The sequence below is a fragment of the Sphingomonas sp. KR3-1 genome (genome assembly GCF_040049295.1).
Taxonomy (GTDB): domain Bacteria; phylum Pseudomonadota; class Alphaproteobacteria; order Sphingomonadales; family Sphingomonadaceae; genus Sphingomonas.
On record NZ_JBDZDQ010000002.1, the window covers coordinates 578,711 to 595,173 of the forward strand.

Annotated in this window: 15 protein-coding genes; 9 read left to right on the forward strand and 6 right to left on the reverse strand. The window is 68.5% G+C overall.

The window, feature by feature from the left end; translation table 11 throughout:
- The first annotated feature begins 69 nt into the window (after positions 1-69).
- From ABLE38_RS14500 to ABLE38_RS14520, 5 genes are all read left to right on the forward strand, one after another.
- Positions 70-1,266, forward strand: coding sequence for a DUF2252 family protein (locus ABLE38_RS14500; RefSeq protein WP_348974936.1), 1,197 nt, complete (start codon positions 70-72; stop codon positions 1,264-1,266).
- A gap of 147 nt (positions 1,267-1,413) precedes the next feature.
- Positions 1,414-1,965 carry a PRC-barrel domain-containing protein gene (locus ABLE38_RS14505; protein WP_348974937.1) on the forward strand — a complete coding sequence of 184 codons (552 nt, stop codon included), beginning with the start codon at positions 1,414-1,416 and terminating at the stop codon, positions 1,963-1,965.
- Positions 1,962-5,081: a TRCF domain-containing protein gene (locus tag ABLE38_RS14510; RefSeq protein WP_348974938.1), complete on the forward strand. Its 3,120-nt coding sequence runs from the start codon at positions 1,962-1,964 to the stop codon at positions 5,079-5,081. Before ABLE38_RS14505 ends, ABLE38_RS14510 begins: the two co-directional genes overlap by 4 nt.
- A gap of 147 nt (positions 5,082-5,228) precedes the next feature.
- Entirely contained in the window at positions 5,229-6,368 is a 1,140-nt protein-coding gene (locus ABLE38_RS14515) for a PHB depolymerase family esterase (protein ID WP_348974939.1), read from the forward strand.
- Between the two features lie 154 nt (positions 6,369-6,522).
- Entirely contained in the window at positions 6,523-6,780 is a 258-nt protein-coding gene (locus ABLE38_RS14520) for a GlsB/YeaQ/YmgE family stress response membrane protein (protein WP_348974940.1), read from the forward strand.
- Positions 6,781-6,885: 105 nt separating this feature from the next.
- On the opposite strand, the gene ABLE38_RS14525 is transcribed toward ABLE38_RS14520, so the two are convergent.
- The 6 genes from ABLE38_RS14525 to ABLE38_RS14550 form a co-directional block, all read right to left on the reverse strand.
- The gene (locus tag ABLE38_RS14525; RefSeq protein WP_348974941.1) at positions 6,886-7,074 is read right to left on the reverse strand and encodes a hypothetical protein; all 189 of its coding nucleotides are present in this window, start codon (positions 7,072-7,074) and stop codon (positions 6,886-6,888) included.
- 102 nt (positions 7,075-7,176) lie between these two features.
- Positions 7,177-8,724, reverse strand: a complete 1,548-nt coding sequence (locus tag ABLE38_RS14530; protein ID WP_348974942.1) for a DNA polymerase Y family protein — start codon at positions 8,722-8,724, stop codon at positions 7,177-7,179.
- Positions 8,645-9,376 (reverse strand): damage-inducible mutagenesis protein, encoded by a 732-nt coding sequence (locus ABLE38_RS14535; RefSeq protein ID WP_348974943.1) that lies wholly within the window; start codon positions 9,374-9,376, stop codon positions 8,645-8,647. Before ABLE38_RS14535 ends, ABLE38_RS14530 begins: the two co-directional genes overlap by 80 nt.
- A 115-nt stretch (positions 9,377-9,491) precedes the next feature.
- The gene (locus ABLE38_RS14540; protein WP_348974944.1) at positions 9,492-9,806 is read right to left on the reverse strand and encodes a hypothetical protein; all 315 of its coding nucleotides are present in this window, start codon (positions 9,804-9,806) and stop codon (positions 9,492-9,494) included.
- 81 nt (positions 9,807-9,887) lie between these two features.
- Positions 9,888-10,262 (reverse strand): DUF3606 domain-containing protein, encoded by a 375-nt coding sequence (locus ABLE38_RS14545; RefSeq protein WP_348974945.1) that lies wholly within the window; start codon positions 10,260-10,262, stop codon positions 9,888-9,890.
- Positions 10,263-10,359: 97 nt separating this feature from the next.
- Positions 10,360-10,782, reverse strand: a complete 423-nt coding sequence (locus tag ABLE38_RS14550; protein WP_348974946.1) for a hypothetical protein — start codon at positions 10,780-10,782, stop codon at positions 10,360-10,362.
- 183 nt (positions 10,783-10,965) lie between these two features.
- Here ABLE38_RS14550 and xth point away from each other — a divergent pair, with 183 nt between their 5' ends.
- The 4 genes from xth to ABLE38_RS14570 all read left to right on the forward strand — a co-directional run bounded on the left by xth (position 10,966) and on the right by ABLE38_RS14570 (position 16,384).
- The gene (xth, locus tag ABLE38_RS14555) at positions 10,966-11,763 is read left to right on the forward strand and encodes an exodeoxyribonuclease III (RefSeq protein WP_348974947.1); all 798 of its coding nucleotides are present in this window, start codon (positions 10,966-10,968) and stop codon (positions 11,761-11,763) included.
- Positions 11,760-12,788: an ATP-dependent DNA ligase gene (locus ABLE38_RS14560; RefSeq protein ID WP_348974948.1), complete on the forward strand. Its 1,029-nt coding sequence runs from the start codon at positions 11,760-11,762 to the stop codon at positions 12,786-12,788. The genes xth and ABLE38_RS14560 overlap by 4 nt, the downstream gene beginning before the upstream one ends.
- 109 nt (positions 12,789-12,897) lie before the next feature.
- Positions 12,898-14,409: an ATPase domain-containing protein gene (locus ABLE38_RS14565; protein WP_348974949.1), complete on the forward strand. Its 1,512-nt coding sequence runs from the start codon at positions 12,898-12,900 to the stop codon at positions 14,407-14,409.
- 1 nt (position 14,410) lies between these two features.
- Positions 14,411-16,384 carry an ATP-binding protein gene (locus ABLE38_RS14570; RefSeq protein ID WP_348974950.1) on the forward strand — a complete coding sequence of 658 codons (1,974 nt, stop codon included), beginning with the start codon at positions 14,411-14,413 and terminating at the stop codon, positions 16,382-16,384.
- Positions 16,385-16,463 lie beyond the last annotated feature (79 nt).

Below are 16,463 nucleotides of genomic sequence, written 5' to 3' on the forward strand. Positions count from 1 at the left end.
TTATCTGCAACCAGCGGGCATTCGGCTGCGCCGAGCGTTGTTTCCTTACAATCGAGCAACGGAGCAGCAATGAAGCAGAATTTCGACGACCGGCTCCGCGACCTGGAACGGAGCCGCGCGCTCAAGATGGCGCGTTCGACGCATGCCTATGTCCGCGGCAACACCGCGAAATTCTATGAGTGGCTGGCGGACTCGCGCTCGGCGGCGCGACTGCCGGCCGGGCCCGCCATCTGGATCTGCGGCGACTGCCACCTCGGCAATTTGGGCCCGATCGCCGATGCCGGCGGCAAGGTCGACGTGCAGATTCGCGACCTCGACCAGACCGTCATCGGGAATCCCGCCCACGACCTCATCCGCCTTGGCCTCTCGCTCGCGACGGCGGCGCGTGGCTCGGACCTGCCCGGCGTGACCACCGCGCAGATGATCGAGCAGATGGTCGAGGGCTATGCACTGGCGATGGCCGAGCAGGGGGAGGCGGAAACGCCCGAGCCCAATGTCGTGCGCGCGGTGCGGCGGCGTGCCCTTGGCCGGCGCTGGCGACACCTCGCGGATGAACGGCTCGACGATGTCGAGCCGAAGCTGCCGCTCGGGAAGAAATTCTGGGCGCTCGCATCCGACGAGAAAGCGGCGCTCGACCAATTATTCGAAGATCCGGCCGTAACCGCGCTGATCCTGTCGCTGAGCGCGCGCGACGAAAGCGACCGGGTCCGTCTGATCGACGCCGCCTATTGGAAAAAGGGCTGCAGCTCGCTTGGCAATCTGCGCTTCGCCGCGCTCGTCTCGATCGGCGGCACGCGCAAGAAACCCGCGGAATATGCGCTGATCGATCTGAAGGAGGCGGTTCCCGCCATCGCGCCGACCGGCCATGGCCGGGCGATGCCGCGCGACCATGCGGAGCGCGTCGTGGCAGGCGCCACGGCGCTCGCGCCCAATCTCGGGGAACGGATGCTGGCAACGCACGTCCTTGGCAAGCCGGTCGTGCTGCGCGAGTTGATGCCGCAGGACCTGAAGCTCGAGATCGCGCAATTCTCCCGGTCCGAGGCAACGCGCGCGGCGCGCTATCTCGCCTATGTCGTGGGCCTCGCGCATGCGCGGCAGATGGATGCGAGCGACCGCGCCAGCTGGGGTCGTGCGATCGCGCGGCGCCAGAGCGCGAGCATCGATGCTCCGACCTGGCTGTGGGACAGCATCGTCGACCTCACCGCCAGCCACGAGGCGGGCTATCTCGAGCATTGCCGCCGCTACGCGCTTGCCCAGGCCGCATAGCCCCATGGCGGCGCGGCGGAGGTGCGGCGCGCGCGTGCCCAACCACTGCGTTGGCGCGTTGCGCTCCTCCATGCGCGAAGCGTGCGATGGTATTGAGAGGATAAGGCACTGAACGAGATTGCCGCATGGGTCGCCCCGGTCGCGACCATGATCGCCGCGATGATGACCGCCGCCAACCTCGGAGCCCGGCTGACGGGCTGGGGCTTCGTGGTCTTCACGATCGGGTCGGTGTGCTGGGTCGCGATCGGCCTGTCCTCCGGACAGGCGAACCTGCTCGCCTCGAACGCCTTCCTGACGTTGGTCAACCTGGTCGGGATCTGGCGCTGGCTCGGGCGCCAGGCAACCTACGAGGACGGCGCCGAGACAGCCAAGGCAAAGAGCCACAAGGCGTCGGTGCCGAGCCTGTTCACCGCCACCGGGGTCGCCGGCATGGCGGTGGTCGACGCCAAGGGCAAGCCGCTCGGCAGGGCCGTCGAAGCGCTGGTCGAATGCCGGTCGGGCACCGTGAGCTATGTCGTGGTCGCGACCGGTGGTGTCGCGGGGATTCGCGAGGCCTTGCGCGCCGTGCCGCGCGAGGCGGTCGACTTCGGCTGCGACAAGCTCGCACTCACTCTGTCGCCGACCGCGTTCGAGGCGCTGCCTGCGCTGGACGGCGGCGACTGGCCGGCGGCCGCGGTGCCACAGCCGGTGACGGCATGAGGATCGCCCATAGCGCGCTGCGGATCGCCGCTGCCCTGGAGCAGGACGATCTCGTCTATCTCGCCGATGACGAGCAGCAGGCAGACGCGCTTGCCGCCGCCCTGCGTTCGCTGGTGCCCGAAGCGCAGGTGATTTTTCTGCCCTCGAGCGACGCCCTGCCGGGCGACGTCGCGCCGCCATCACCGTCCAACACCGGCAGACGCGTTGCGGCGCTTCGAGCGCTGCGGCAGGCACAGCAGCCAAAGGACCGCCCGCATCTCGTGCTGATACTGAGCGGCGAGGCGGCCGCGCGGCTCTATCCGGCGCCAGAGGCCTATGACGGGGCGCCGCCGACGCTCCGGCCGGGCGATACGCTCGACGCGGAAGGCTTTGCGGCGCAGGTCGAGGCGCTTGGCTATTTCGCCGACGACCGCATCGACGAACCTGGCGAAGTCGCGATCCGCGGCGACGTGATCGACATCTTCCCCGCCGATGCCGGTCTCCCGGCGCGGATCGAGATCGCCGATGGCGCCATCGCCGCGATCCGCGCCTTCGACCCCCTGACCCAGCGCACCGTCGCCGAGCTCGACCTGCTCGAGATCGGCCATGCCGCCGAGCCGGCGCTCGTCGAGCCGGTTCCGATCCTCGCCCATATGAAGCCCGGCCTGCTCGCGCGATCGGACAAGGCCGACAAGCGGCGTGCGCGGTTCCTTCAGCTCGCAGCCGACACCGCGGGACGCGCCGGCGGCAAGGTCGATGCGATCGAGGAGAAAATCTGGGCGGCGGCGCTCGCGGACTGGCAAGACGTCGCCTTCGACGATGCCATCGTGCCGATGCCGCGCTTCGTCGAGGCGCGCGGGCCGATGGCGGCATTCGTCCGCTTCGCCCGGCCGCTGCTGGACGAAGGGCGCGCACTGGTGCTCGCCGGCAGCAAGCGCGACATCCGCTTCCTGCGCATGAAGATCGCGCGGCGCCTCGCGCTCGACCTGGTCGATCTTGTCGGCTTCGCCGATATCGAGGCACTCGCTTCCGGCGCTGCAGGCAGCATCGACATGCCCGTCGATGGCGGGTTCGTCGACGACCGGCTGGTCGTCGTCGCGGCCGCCGACATCCTTGGCAGCCGCGCGCAACTCGAGGATGCGCCCGTCCATGCCATTGACCCGTTTGCGGCCGCTGGCGCCGAGATCCGCCTCGGCGATGTCGTCGTCCATGAGGATCACGGCGTGGCGCTGGTCGCGGGGCTCGAGCCCGTGCCCGAGGGCGGCGGCGAGCCGGGCGAGATGATCGCGCTCGAATATGCCGGCGGTGCACGCCGCCTCGTCACGATCGACGCTGCCGACCGGATCTGGCGCTACGGCGCCGATGCCGATGCCGTGACCTTCGACAAGCTCGATGGCTCGTCCTGGAACAAGCGCCGCGCGGCGATCGACGAAGCCATCAACGAGAGCGCGCGCGGGCTGGCTGCGCTCGCCGAGGCGCGCGCGACGCTGAAGGCGCCGGTGATCGAGCCGGACGCCGCCGCCTATGAGCGCTTCGCGGGCGGCTTTGCGTTCAATGAGACCGCCGACCAGGCGCGGGCGATCGCCGCGGTGCGCGCGGACCTTGCCAGCGGCAAGCCGATGGACCGACTGGTCGTCGGCGATGTAGGCTATGGCAAGACCGAAGTGGCGCTGCGCGGCGCCGCGCTCGCCGCGCTCGCCGGCTATCAGGTGATCGTCGCCGCACCGACCACGGTGCTGGTACGCCAGCATCTCGAAGGCTTCGCCAAGCGGTTCGAGGCAACGGGGATCAGGGTCGCGGGACTGTCGCGCCTGTCGAGCGCCGGGGAGAAGAAAGCGGTCAAGGCCGGGCTTGCGGACGGCTCGATCCAGATCGTCATCGGCACGGGCGCGGTGATGGCCAAGGACGTGCGCTATGCCAATCTGGGGCTCGTCGTGATCGATGAGGAACAGCGCTTTGGTGCGGCCGACAAGGCGCGGCTGCGCGGCTCGGGCGAGACGCATCTGCTGTCGCTCAGCGCCACGCCGATCCCGCGCACGCTGCAGATGGCGCTGATCGGGCTCCAGCAGGTGTCGGTGATCGCCACCCCGCCGGCGCGGCGCCAGCCGATCCGCACCAGCCTCGACCAATATGACGACGTGCGCATCCGCACCGCGCTGCTGCGCGAGAAGGGCAGGGGCGGGCAGAGCTTCGTCGTCGTGCCGCGGATCGAGGACCTGGCCAAGCTCGCCGAGAAGCTGCGCCGCATCGTGCCCGACCTTGGGTTGGTCGAGGCGCATGGCAAGATGCCGGCCGCCGAGATCGACGCGGCGATGGTCGACTTCGCCGGCGGCAAGGGCGATATCCTGCTCGCCACCAACATCATCGAAGCCGGGCTCGACGTGCCGCGCGCCAACACGATGATCGTATGGCGCGCCGACCGCTTCGGTCTTGCCCAGCTCCACCAGCTGCGCGGCCGGGTCGGGCGCGGCAATCGGCGCGGGCAGGTGATCCTGCTCACCCAGGCCGAGGACGCGATCGGCGAGCGCACCTTGAAGCGGCTACGTACGCTTGCCACCCATGACCGGCTTGGAGCGGGCTTCGATATCAGCGCCGAGGATCTCGATATGCGCGGTGCCGGCGACCTGCTCGGCGACAACCAGGCCGGGCATATGAAGCTGATCGGCACCCAGCTCTACCAGTATCTGCTAAGCGCGGCGCTGCGCAGCGCCCAGGGCGAGACGGTCGAGCGCTGGTCGCCCGAATTGCATCTCGGCGTGGGCGGCTTTCTTCCCGAAAGCTGGATCCCCGAGCCCGATGTCCGGCTCGGTCTTTATGTGCGGCTGGCGCGGATCGAGGATGATGCGGGGTTGGACGCTTTCGAGGAGGAACTGCTCGATCGCTTCGGGCCGTTGCCGCACGAGGCCGAGGCGCTGATGGCGCGTGGCCGTATCCGCATGGCCGCGCAGGCGCTGCGGATCGAGCGCATCGACGCCGGTCCCGCCGCGATTGCGCTCACACCGAGGACCGGGTTCGACGCCGATGCGATGGGAGCAGGGTTGACCGAAAAGAATGGCAGGCTCGTGCTTGCAGAGGCGACCGACGAAGGGAATCGAAGCGAGCGGATCCAGGCCTTGCTGGAATTGCTCGCGTCCTGACCGGCTTCCCCCAAGACCGACGGACAACGTCTTTTTCAGGAGCATCGTCCCGGCGGCTGATTTATGTTGCGGCGCAGCAACTATTGGTCGGCTAGGCCGTTTGATAGGGACCGGCCACCTTCGGCTTCCTGGCCGAAGGAGCAAGCGATGAGACCCCTATCGGACACGATTGGCAGGCTAACCGCGCTTCGCGCTGCGCGCGCAGCCGGCGCTGCCCCTGCCGCATCCGCCAAGCTGACGCCGCTTGGCGACTTCGGTTCCAACCCCGGTGCGCTCGATGCCTATTTCTATGTGCCCGATACCGCGGGCGCGCAGGCGCCGCTGGTGGTCGTGCTGCACGGCTGCACCCAGAATGCCGCCTGCTACGATCATGGCTCGGGCTGGTCGCAGCTCGCCGAGGAACAGGGCTTCATCCTGCTCTTTCCCGAGCAGCGCCGCGCGAACAATATGAACCTGTGCTTCAGCTGGTTCGAACCAGAGGACAGCCGGCGCGATGCCGGTGAGCCCCTGTCGATTCGCCAGATGATCGATGCAATGGTCGATCGCCATGGCGCCGATCCCGACCGCGTCTTCATCAACGGCCTGTCGGCCGGTGGCGCGATGACCTCGGTGATGCTGGCGACCTATCCCGAGCTGTTCGCCGGCGGCGCGATCATCGCGGGGCTCGCCTTCGGTTCGGCCGGCAGCGTGCCCGAAGCCTTTGACCGGATGCGCGGCCATGGCGGGCCGGGGCAGGCTGCGCTCGCGGCGGCAGTGCGCGCGGCATCGCCGCATCGCGGGCCCTGGCCGACCGTATCGATATGGCATGGCAGTGCCGATCATACCGTGGTGCCCGCCAACGCCGATGCCATCCTGGCGCAGTGGCAGGCGATCCATGGCGTTTCCGGCGATACGGCCGAAACCGACATGGCTGATGGCCATCCGCATCGTGTCTGGCGCGATGCGCGCGGGCGCGCCGTGCTCGAGGAGTATCGGATCACCGGCATGGGCCATGGCACGCCCCTGTCTACACGCGGCGAAGCGGGCTGCGGGGCGAGTGGCCCGCATATGCTGGAGGCGGGGATCTCCTCGACCCGGCAAATTGCACGTTTTTGGGGGCTGGCTGCGCCCGAACTCGCTGCCTCAGCGCATCGACGCACGACCGGATCAAGGCCGGCGTCGGCTGCTGCGCCCCGACCCGTCGATAGTCCGCGCGCTAGCACCGCATCCCTTCCGCGGCCGGCTGCTGGCGGCGGGGTCGGGCAAATCATCGAAAATGCCTTGCGCGCGGCCGGGCTGATGCGGTGACGCGCCGCGCCGGCTATTGGCGTTCGTCGCGCCGGCAAACGGCTGGTGTCTTCAGTCGGCGCTTTCCAGCAATCGGCCGGCATCGAGCGCACCGAGGAACCTCCGGTGGTGCCCGGCCGTCTGACCGCGACAATCACAAGACAGGGAGACTTTCATGGGTATCATCATGTGGCTTATCGTCGGCGGCGTGGTCGGCTGGCTCGCGAGCCTGATCATGCGCACCGACGGCCAGCAGGGCATCTTCCTGAACGTCGTCGTCGGCGTCGTCGGCGCCTTTATCGGCGGCCTGATCCTGGGCCGCGGCGAGATCAACAACTCGCCGCTGACCGTCACGACCTTTCTGGTCTCGCTTGCGGGCGCAGTCATCCTGCTCGCCATCGTCAATCTCGTCCGGCGTGGCTCGCTGCGCTGACAAGGCACGGGTGGCGCCTGGCGCGCCGCCCGCCTCTCGGCCGGCGAAGTCGCATCGTCCGATCCTGCGATTCCGATATCGGCTTTTCGGCCTCAATCGGGGAAGTCACTGATCGCCGCCCTCGCCGGTGCGGGCTTCCCGTTCCTCACGACACAGGATGGCAATGCGGCGCTCATAGGCGTACGCGAAGTCGAGATGCTTGCGGTAGCGCGGCGGGTCGGGCGCGTTTTCCGCCTTCTCCCGCTCCTCGCGCGCGCGGCGCGCGAAATAGTCCACATCCGATTCCCGGTTCATCGTCTTCCCATGGGTCGATGCTTGAACGCGCGAGATAGAAAGCGGGCGCCGCTCGCTCAAGAACCTGGATCAGGTTACGGCGAGGCGTTGGGCGTTCCGCATTCAAGCGAAGGCACCGTGGATGAACCAGGTCATGGGGCCCGTCGCACCATGCTCGCCGTCGCCCTGGCGGAACAGCCAGTAGCGGCCGCCGCCTTCGACCTCGACCTGGAAATAGTCGCGCACCGCAAAGGGCTGGCGTGCCTCATGGCCCTGGCCGCACCACCATTCGGCGTGCAGCCGCTCGGGACCGTCGGCCTGAACGACGCGGTAGCGCTTGCGTCCCCAGACGAACATCGCCGGTGGGTGGTCGGGCAGCATCGCGGTGACCTGGATCGGCTGGGGCGGGTCGAGCAGGCGCCCGGGCCGTGGCAGGTCGTCCGCCCAGCGGCCGCTCGACACGGCCTCCATTGCCCCGGCTTGCCCTACCGAGCGCTCGGGCATGCCGCCGGCCCTAGGCTGCGCGCGATACAGGCTCGCCTGCCCGAACCGGTTGGCGAGCGCATCGACCAGCGCGCCTAGATCGGCCTTGCGCTCAGCGCTTGCCGCGAGATCCGACTGCGCCGCCGCAAGCGGCTCGAGGAGTGGGGCGACGAGCGTCATCGCCTCGATGCCGAGGCCGGGCTCGACCTGGTCGATCCGGGCGACGAGCAGCTTGGCAAAATGCGCAGGATCGCGGCTGGGCGCGGCGGTGCCGACGCGAATAGCCTGCACGCGCCCGTCGACGCGGTGGAAATGGCAGTCGAGCCTGCGGGCGCCGCGGCCGAGCGCAACGAGCTGGCCGGCAAGATCGCCCGCGAGATCGCCGATCACCTGGGCAAAGGCCTCCGGCGTGACGATCGGTTCGAGCAGCCCGCGGCGCGCCCGCGGCACCTTGGGCGGGAAAACCGGCTCAAGCGTTTCGCCGGCATGGCCGAGCGCCTGGTCGAGGCGCTGATGGAGCGTGCGGCCGAAGCGGCGCGCGAGGGGACCACGCGGCGTGCCGAGCAATTGCTCGACGCGCTCGAAGCCGAGCTTGCGCAGGCCGTCGACCGTGCCCGGATCGAGGCGCAGTGCTGCCACCGGCAGCAGCGCTATTGCCTTGCGCTGGTCGCCGGGAAGGATCGACACCGGGCGGCCGGCGGGCACGTAGCGCGCGACCGCATGCGCGCAGCCGGGCGTGTCGGCCGCGGCGATCTGTACCGCGAACCCCGCGCGGGCGATGCGGCGATGCAGGTCCTTGAGCAGCGGCCGCTCGCCGCCGAACAATGCCGCGCAACCGCTGATGTCGATCCAGACGCCGTCGGGCGGGTCGGGCGCCACGAATGGCGAATAGCGCCCCGCCCACAGCGCCAGCCGGTGGAGCGCTACGAGATCGGCGGCCGGATCGGCATCGATGACGGCCAGTTCGGGCACCAGGCTGCGCGCCTTGGTAACGGTCATGCCCGGGCGAATGCCGGCGGCACGCGCCGCCGCGTCGATCGCGGCGACGACCTTGCGGCCATGATCGGGCAGGGCGGTGGCGAGCGGCGTATCGGGCGCGAGGCGGGCCTCAGCTTGCCCGGCGCCGCTCTTCCGCCGCAGCCGGTCGGTCGGCCAGCTGGGCAGGTAGAGCGAGACGACCCTGCGCATCGCAGGCCTCCATGATCCAGGATCGGGGTTCGCCCCCGCGCACGCGTTCGAGCTGGACGTCCCAGCGCGGCCGGCCGAGGCTGGGAATGCCCAAGGGAATGCTCGGCGCCGCGAGCACGCGCCAGCGCGTCACCGCGGCGGTGCCTTCGCCCGTGCCCTCGATCGGCGCGGCACGGCGGAACACGAAGGCCGGGACACCCGAGCCCTCGGCGGCGAGCTGGAGCCGCTTCGAGGCGGTGGTCGAGAGCTTGGCGACCTCGCCGACCACGCCGGCCAGGCCGGCATGGCGCAGGCATTCCTCCATCGCGAGCAGGACGTTGACGTCGCTGCCCGCCTCGACATGGATCACCCGGTCGGGCGCCAAGCCGGCCAGGTCGAGGGCAGGGGCGAACAGGTCGCGCCAGCGCAGGCACCAGAATACCGGGCCGTCGATCCGCGCGAGGATGCCGGCCAGGAAGATCGTCGCGGCGGCATCGTCGCATAGTTCGGGGCTGCCGGCCACTTCATGCAGCGCGCCGGTGGCGAGGCCACCCCCCGGCAGCCAGCCATCGAGCGCGTCGATCCCGAACGGCACCGACGCATGGCGCTGGCCGACACCTTCGATGGCGGCGATGCGCGAACGCAGCTGGGCGATGACGGCGGGCTGACCCATGGATTGGCTAGACTCGAGAACGAGGTGATTCGTTCCTTGTTTGTTCCCAATGGGATGAACGAGTCAAGCGAGCGGCCGCCGGACGCTCGAAATCGGGCCTTGCAAGGCGCGAGGGTCAGGGGCCTTCGTGCAGCGGGTCGGTGCCGGGTTCGGGCGCGTCTCCCGAGCTCAACCGCAGATCGTCGAAGGGCTCGCCGAGCGCGGCCGCGATCATCCGCTGCCAGACCGCGATGTCGCCGGCGCGCTCCATCTCGGCATCGGGCTCGCGCAGCGTTTTGAGCACGGCGATCGCATCGTCCTCGAATTCGTGCCACCGGCTGTCGACCGCGCCTGCCGCATGGGCATCGTCGCCGTCCGCATTGGCACTGAGACGCTGTCCGGCCAGCACCCGCGCGATCCGCTCGACCGCGCCTGTCGTTGCAATGTCCATATCCTGCTCCTCCACCGCGTTCGAACGATTGCCGCTACCGGCGTTGCGGAGACGCCGGGCGCGCAGGCACCCGCCGGCGATCTAGTCGCCGCCGCCCTGGCCGCGCAGATAGGTCTGGACGGCATGCGCGTCGCTGCCGACCGCGCTGACCGCCTCTTCGAGCTGCGCGCGTGTCACCGAATAGCGATCGGCCCAGCGCTCCGCGGCTGTCTCGTCGTCCAGATCGATTGTCGTCGTATTGCGGTCGGCGATGCCCGGATCGCCGGCGGTACCTGCCCCGATCGTCGGGTTGCTCGCGGCAGTGGCCGCGTCGGTCTTGGCGCCACCCTGGTCGCCGTCGCGCGCGATCGCGTTGGTATAGGCGGCGCCCTCGTCGGCAATGCCGGCCTGCTCGCTCTCCTGGGCGGCCTGCTCGGGATCGGCTGGTCCGGTATGGGCTGGGTTGCGGTCCGACATCTGCGTTCTCCTCGCCAGAACCAACCTTTGGACGCAGTCCGGGTTCCTGCGCACGACACGCGAACCGACCCATTTTCAACCAGTTGGGAGGGCGCGATCAGCCGCTGGGACCGGGGCCGGTCTCGCCGGCAACCTTGATGTCTTCGGCCGAACCCGGGATGCGCGAGGGCTCGATGCTGTCGTCATCGCCGCCCGACTGGTTCGCCGCGTCCTTCTCGGCTTCGGACTGCGAGAAATCGGCTGCGCTGCGCTCATCGTCGGGGCCGGCGCTGACTTCGGCGAGCGGATCCTCCTCGCCGGTCTGGGGAATGCCCTGATCGTCCTCGATGGGCGAACCGGGCCGCGGCGCCGAAGATGCGCCGGAACCGTCGACATTCGCGTCGTTCGTCCAGCGGCCGTCCGGTGTCGATGCGGTGCCGGTGACGTTGCGCGAATCCGCAGGTTCGAGTTCGCCGCCATGGCCCGGCGCCGGCGCATCCCCGCTCCAGCGTCCGTCCGGTGTATGGGCAGTCCCGGTCACGTTTCGCGAGTCCCCGGGCTCCAGTTCGCTTCCTCCGGCCATTATCGCTCTCCATCAAACGCCGCATCGTGGCGGCCCGGCTTCAAAGCGCGCTGACGGCGCCGGGAGTTCCGGCGATGGCGTCCATCGGCGCGCGGCCAAGGGCGAGTGGAACGCGGGGCCGCTTCGAAACGTCTGTCCCGCGTGAAGATCGCGACCTACAATGTGAACGGCGTCAACGGACGCCTACCGGTGCTGCTGCGCTGGCTGGAGGAACGCCAGCCCGACATCGTCGTGCTGCAGGAGCTCAAGGCACCGCAGGAGAAGTTTCCCGAAACGGCGATCCGCGACCTGGGCTATGAGGCGATCTGGCATGGCCAGAAGAGCTGGAACGGCGTCGCGATGCTCAGCCGGGTCGGCGAGATCCACGAGACGCGCCGCGGCCTTCCGGACGATCCCGACGGCAGCCAGAGCCGCTATATCGAGGCGGCGGTCAATGGGCTGCTTATCGGCGGGCTCTATCTCCCCAACGGCAATCCGCGGCCGGGCCCCAAGTTCGACTATAAATTGCGCTGGTTCGACAAGCTCATCGAGCATGCCGCGGGGCTGCTGGAATCGGGGCTGCCGGTGATGCTCGCCGGCGACTTCAACGTCATGCCGACCGAGCGCGATGTCTACAAGCCGGAGCGTTGGCTCGACGATGCGCTGTTCGCGCCCGAGGTGCGCGAGGCCTTTTTCCGGCTGACCGGGCAGGGCTGGACCGATGCGCTGCGCACGATCCATCCCGACGAGACCATCTACACCTTCTGGGATTATTTCCGGAACGCCTATGGCCGCAATGCCGGCCTCAGGATCGATCACCTGCTGCTCAGCCCGATGCTGGCCGACCGGCTCGTCGACGCGCAGGTCGACATGCATGTCCGCGGCTGGGAAAAGACCAGCGATCATGCGCCGGTCTGGGTCGAGCTTTCCGACAAGCCCAAGCGCAAGCGGCGCCCGTGACCGACAAGCCGCATCCGCTCGCCGACACGGTGCCGATGGAGGCGAAGCTCGTCGAGGCGTTGCCCGTGCAGGGCGCGTTTCAGTTCGAGCCCAAATGGGACGGCTTTCGCGCGATCGCCTCGCGCCTGGGCGGCCATGTCGAGCTGCGCTCCAAATCGGGCAAGTCGCTGGCGCGCTATTTCCCCGAGATCGTGGCGGCGCTGCTCGCGACCCGGTCCGACGACTATGTGCTCGACGGCGAGCTGATCCTGCCGATGGACGGCATCCTGTCCTTCGACGCGCTGCAGGCCCGGCTGCATCCGGCCGAAAGCCGGATCCTGCGCTTGTCGCACGAGACGCCGGCGCAATTGATGCTGTTCGACTGTCTCGCGCTGGGTGGCACGGTACTGACCGACCGGCCGCTCGCCGAACGCCGCGCGGCACTCGAGCGGTTCCATGCGCGTGACGGCAGCGCGATGCTGCTGCTCTCGCCCCACGCCTCCGACCTGGCGGGCGCGCAGGCCTGGCTCGCCGCCAGCGGCGGGGCTCTCGACGGGGTCATCGCCAAGCCGCTCGACCAGCCCTATCGGCCCGGCGAGCGCGCGATGCTCAAGGTCAAGCAGCACCGCACCGCGGACTGCGTCGTCGGGGGCTTTCGCCGTGCCAAGGACAGCCAGTTGGTCGCTTCGCTGCTGCTCGGGCTCTATGATGAGGCCGGGCTGCTCAACCATGTCGGCTTCACCTCGGCGCTTGCGAAGCAGGATCGTGCGGCGCTGACCGAGCGGCTGGACGCGCTGATCGCGCCGCCCGGCTTCACCGGCAAGGCACCCGGCGGGCCCAGCCGGTGGAACGACGGCAAGGAAAGCGAATGGCTGCCGCTCAAGCCGGAGCTGGTCGTCGAGGTGAGCTTCGACCAGGTCACCGGCGAGCGCTTTCGCCACGGCACCGGCCTTGTGCGCTGGCGGCCGGACAAGGCGCCCCGGCAATGCCGCATGGAGCAACTCGACTATGCGCTGCGGCCTTCCGAGCTGGCGGATATCCGCTAGCCGGGCTCGGGAACCGTCATTCGCCAAGGGGTTGCGCCCAGGGAACATCACGGCTCTGTAACGCTTTCATATTCAAAGCCGCGAAGGCGCGGAAATGCGGGATACGAAATTGGCATCATCGAATGAGCTGCCGGAGCTTGCCTCGACCGGCATCGCGGGGCTGGACACGATCCTGAAGGGCGGACTGACCCCACACCGCATGTATCTCGTCGAGGGTACGCCCGGCACCGGAAAGACGACGCTTGGCCTCGCCTTCTTGTTGGCGGGAGCCGAACGCGGCGAGCCGGGGTTGTACATCACCCTTGCCGAGACCGAGACCGAGCTGCGCGGGGTCGCCAACACCCATGGTTGGTCGCTCGATCCGATCACCTTGTTTGAGATGGTGCCGGCCGACGGATTTAGCGACGAGCAGGAGCAGACGCTACTTCATCCCAGCGAAGTCGAGCTCGGCGAGACGATCCGCAACATCATGGCCAAGGTCGGCGAATTGCGGCCGAGCCGCGTCGTGCTGGACAGCCTGTCGGAGCTTCGTCTCCTCGCCCAAAGTCCGATCCGCTACCGACGTCAGATCCTGGCGCTCAAGCATTTCTTCTCGACCCAGCAATGCTCGGTCTTGTTCCTCGACGACAAGAGCGGCAGCGAGAGCGATCTGCAGCTTCACAGCATCGCGCACGGCGTGATCTCGCTCGAGCAGACGCTGTCCGGGTTCGGCGCCCAACGCCGGCGGCTTCACATCGTGAAGATGCGCGGCGCCAGCTACCGTGGGGGCTATCACGATTTCGAGATCGAGCGTGGAGGGCTCTCCGTTTTCCCGCGGCTCGTGGCGTCCGAGCACTCGGTTCTCGAGCAGCGGCCGACGGTGTCCACGGGATCGACCGAGCTCGACCTGTTACTCGGCGGCGGGCTCGTGCCGGGCACCTCGACCCTGCTCACCGGCCCCGCCGGCGTCGGCAAGACCACGGCATCGGTGCAGTGCATGGTGACCGCGCTCGAACGTGGCGACAAGGCGGCCTATTTCCTGTTCGACGAGCGCCTGCCGACGTTGCTGACCCGCAGCGCCAATCTCGGCATGGACCTCCAACCCTATATCGATTCCGGCCATCTCGAACTGCGCGCGGTCGATCCCGCGGAAATGTCGCCGGGCGAGTTCGCCGGGGCGATCCGCGGCGCGGTTGAGGAGCTGGACGCGCGGGTGATCGTGATCGACAGCCTCAACGCCTATCTCCAGTCCATGCCCAGCGAGCAGTTCCTCGTGCTGCAGATGCACGAGCTGCTGACCTATCTTGGCCAGAAGGGCATCGTTACCGTCCTGATTCTCGGGCTCCACGGCGTGATGGGCGATATCCGCTCCGACGTGGATCTCAGCTACCTGTCCGACACGGTGGTCCAGCTTCGATATTTCGAAGCCGAAGGCCAGGTGCGCCAGGCCATTTCCGTCATCAAGACGCGGACCGCGCAGCATGAACGGACGATCCGCGAATTCCAGATCGGCGCAAGCGGGCTGCAAGTCGGCGAGCCGCTGCGGCAGTTTCAAGGTGTCCTGACCGGAGTTCCGACCTTCTCGGGCGAAGGCAAGGCGCTGATGGCGAGCCGAATGGGAACGCGGGACCGTCAGGGCTGAGATGCACGAACGCGTCCTGATCCTTGCGCCACGTGGGCGGGACGCCGCGATTGCCGCCGAACTGCTCGGCCGCAATGACATCCGCTGCCACATCTGCGCGGACCAGGCCGGCCTTCTGGTCGAGATGACCGCCGGTGCGGGAGCAGTACTGCTTACCGAAGAAGCGCTCGCTGCAAGCGATACCAGCGCGCTTGCCGAATGGGTGACGGCCCAGCCGACATGGGCCGACATCCCGTTCGTGGTGCTCGCCAACGGCACGACCGCGCCGCGCACGCAGGCGGCGGCGAAGCGCCTCGCCGAACTGGGCAATGTCGTCCTGCTCGAACGCCCGCTCCATGCCGAGGCGATGCTCGGGGCGATCCGCTCGGCGCTCAAGGCGCGAACGCGGCAATATCAACTGCGCGATGCGGCCAGCACGCTCGAAAAGGCGGTCGTAGACCGGACGCGCGACCTGGAAGATGCGCGCGCCAGCCTCGAGATCGCGCTCGATGCTGCGGAGATGGGAAGCTGGGACATCGATCTCGCGACCGGCCAGGCCAGGCGCACGCTTCGCCATGACGAGATTTTCGGCTACCCGGCATTGCTTCCGAGCTGGAACGTCGAGACCTTCCTGTCGCATGTCGATCCGGCACAACGCGACGCAGTCGCCGGCGCGCTCGACCTGGCGGTGCAAAGCGGCTCGCTCGAGATCGAATGCGGCATCACCGACGCCAATGGTCGCGGCCGTTGGCTCGTCATCAAGGGCCGCGTGCGCTACAGTCCGGAAGGGGTTCCGACGCGGATGGCCGGCGTGGTTTCGGACGTGACCGACCGCAAGGAAGCAGACGCGCAACTCGCCCAGGCCCAGAAGATGGATGCGGTCGGGCAGCTCACCGGCGGTGTCGCCCACGACTTCAACAATCTGCTTACGCCGATCGTCGGCAGCCTCGATCTCATTCGCCGGCATCACGCCGACGATCCGCGCACCCAGCGCATGATCGCGGGCGCACTCGAGGCCGCGGAGCGCGCGGCGACGCTTACCCAACGGCTGCTGGCCTTCGCCCGGCGGCAGGCCCTCCAGCCGCAGGCGGTCGACGTTGGCGCGCTCATCGAGGGCATCGTCGACCTCATCCGGCGCACATTGGGGCCGTCAATCTCCATAGTGCTCGAGGCACCCCCTCGGCTCAGCGCGGCGCGCGTCGATCCGAACCAGCTCGAGCTCGCTTTGCTCAACCTGTCGATAAACGCGCGGGACGCGATGCCCGGCGGCGGAAAGCTGACCCTGTCGGTTGCCGAAGTCGCGGTGGACCACCGCAATGCGCTCGGTCTCGGCGCCGGTGAGTATCTGTGTATGACGGTCACCGATACCGGTACCGGCATGGACCGCGCCACGCTGGAGCGGGCCACCGAGCCGTTCTTCTCGACCAAGGGCGTGGGGAAGGGCACTGGTCTCGGCCTGTCGATGGTCCATGGCCTCGCCGCCCAGTCCGGGGGAACCTTGACGATCGAGAGCGAGATCGGCGTCGGGACGTCGATACAATTGTGGCTGCCGACCACCGACGAGAAGCCTGCAAATGCGATTCACCACGCGGTCGATCCTGTCCGCGCACGCGCCGCGGCACGAGTGCTGTTGGTGGATGATGAGGATCTCGTCCGTTCGGCGACAGCGGATATGCTGCGCGATCTCGGCTATGTCGTCGTCGAGGCCTCCTCGGCGAGCCAGGCGCTGTCGGCGCTGCGTTCGGGCATCGAAGCAGATATCCTCGTCAGCGACTATCTGATGCCGTCGATGACCGGCGGCCAGCTCATCACGGAGCTCCGTGCGACGGGAAATCGCATACCCGCGCTCCTGGTCACCGGCTACGCGGCCGCGGGTAGCGATGTGCCAGGCGACGTCGTCCGGCTCGCCAAACCGTTTCGCCAATCGGATCTCGCCAAGCAGGTGGATGAATTGCTCGGCGCTTCGCGCTCGCGGGTCTCGCCACTGCCGGCCTAGCGCAGTCGGCGATACCTTTCGCCAGCAACAGGTGCGAGACGTGGCGCGCGCAGATCTCCGCGGGATCGCTGCGCGGAGA

What these genes read in the sequence shown, in the direction of transcription:
- ABLE38_RS14530 (WP_348974942.1), bottom strand. Translation starts at nt 8,724, where the DNA reads ATGCGCAGGGTCGTCTCGCTCTACCTGCCCAGCTGGCCGACCGACCGG.
- ABLE38_RS14500 (WP_348974936.1), top strand. Translation starts at nt 70, where the DNA reads ATGAAGCAGAATTTCGACGACCGGCTCCGCGACCTGGAACGGAGCCGC.
- ABLE38_RS14510 (WP_348974938.1), top strand. Translation starts at nt 1,962, where the DNA reads ATGAGGATCGCCCATAGCGCGCTGCGGATCGCCGCTGCCCTGGAGCAG.
- ABLE38_RS14535 (WP_348974943.1), bottom strand. Translation starts at nt 9,376, where the DNA reads ATGGGTCAGCCCGCCGTCATCGCCCAGCTGCGTTCGCGCATCGCCGCC.
- ABLE38_RS14525 (WP_348974941.1), bottom strand. Translation starts at nt 7,074, where the DNA reads ATGAACCGGGAATCGGATGTGGACTATTTCGCGCGCCGCGCGCGCGAG.
- ABLE38_RS14540 (WP_348974944.1), bottom strand. Translation starts at nt 9,806, where the DNA reads ATGGACATTGCAACGACAGGCGCGGTCGAGCGGATCGCGCGGGTGCTG.
- ABLE38_RS14520 (WP_348974940.1), top strand. Translation starts at nt 6,523, where the DNA reads ATGGGTATCATCATGTGGCTTATCGTCGGCGGCGTGGTCGGCTGGCTC.
- ABLE38_RS14545 (WP_348974945.1), bottom strand. Translation starts at nt 10,262, where the DNA reads ATGTCGGACCGCAACCCAGCCCATACCGGACCAGCCGATCCCGAGCAG.
- ABLE38_RS14515 (WP_348974939.1), top strand. Translation starts at nt 5,229, where the DNA reads ATGAGACCCCTATCGGACACGATTGGCAGGCTAACCGCGCTTCGCGCT.
- ABLE38_RS14505 (WP_348974937.1), top strand. Translation starts at nt 1,414, where the DNA reads ATGATCGCCGCGATGATGACCGCCGCCAACCTCGGAGCCCGGCTGACG.
- ABLE38_RS14570 (WP_348974950.1), top strand. Translation starts at nt 14,411, where the DNA reads ATGCACGAACGCGTCCTGATCCTTGCGCCACGTGGGCGGGACGCCGCG.